1 protein-coding gene is annotated in these 1132 nt (G+C 55.7%); it reads left to right on the forward strand.

Annotated features, from left to right (window positions below):
• A partial coding sequence (locus EOB49_RS36740; protein WP_164781934.1) for a DUF4238 domain-containing protein occupies positions 1–1132 on the forward strand: 1132 nt, incomplete at both ends.

Below are 1132 nucleotides of genomic sequence, written 5' to 3' on the forward strand. Positions count from 1 at the left end.
ATATCGATGCCCGAGGGGCAGAGGCGGTTCGAGCTTTCACTGGCACCGATCAGGCAGCGTGGCATTCTAATTTCGAGAACTTCTTCGAGTACCTCGATATCCAGAAGTTGCGAACGCCGAAGGGATTAGCCTGGTTACGCAAGCAATATCCCGAGCTATCGCAGAATGAGTTAATGCAGGAGATGCAAAGCATCCAAATGCTGAACATCACAACGTGGACGACGGGGGTTCGGGAGATCGTATCGGCTGAGCAATCGCCCACCAAATTCATCGTCACCGATCATCCGGTCACGATCTACAACCATGGCGTACCACCGACGGATTCCAGAAATCGATATCCTGATGATCCCTCCATCGCATTGAAGGGATCGCAGACCGTCTACCCGCTCGGCGCCGACCATTGCCTGATCCTGACCAACCTAGAATACGCGCAAGAGCCGGGCGTCGATCCGTTGGTTAAGAGGACGTTCGCCCGGCGCTTCCACCCGGCGATGGTGTCAACAATCAATTTCATCCGAACCCGGCACCTAACCCAAGAGCAGGTGGTTGAAGTCAACTTCATCATGAAGGCCCGTGCCGAGAAGCACGTCGCGGCCGGTCGCGAAGAATGGCTCTACCCGGAGAAGACAGTCACGAAGTCATGGCGTGATTTGCGCACGGCCCTTCTGCCACCTCAAAATGGGCTCTTCCACTTCGGTGGCGAAATGTACGTTGGCTACGATGATGGTCGGGTCGACTACCAGGACCAGTTTGGAAGGTCGGAAAAACCGCGTCCCTGGTTGATAAAGCCCGCCCGGGCTCAACCTCTAAAACCGCGTGACATTTGCGGCTGCGGCTCCGGTTTCTCCTTCGGGGATTGCTGCAAATCTAAGCCAGCGCACCTACGGCCCATTTGGTCGGAGAAGAGCATCAGAGAGCGAAATTTGATGCTGCTGACCGGCGTAGCCAGCCTGTTTGAGATGGCAGGTAAGGACTGGAATACCGTTCGTAAAGAGATGACCGACGAGAGGATATCGAAGGTCTACAGCATGTACGAATCTCTCTGGCCTCGCGAGACAGATTTGCTCTCCCTGCTCCCCAAGCCCGATGGAACGCTGCGTTCGGTTTACACCGGGTCGCTGCACCCTAAGCT

It is taken from the genome of Mesorhizobium sp. M7A.F.Ca.MR.148.00.0.0 (genome assembly GCF_003997735.1).
GTDB lineage: Bacteria > Pseudomonadota > Alphaproteobacteria > Rhizobiales > Rhizobiaceae > Mesorhizobium.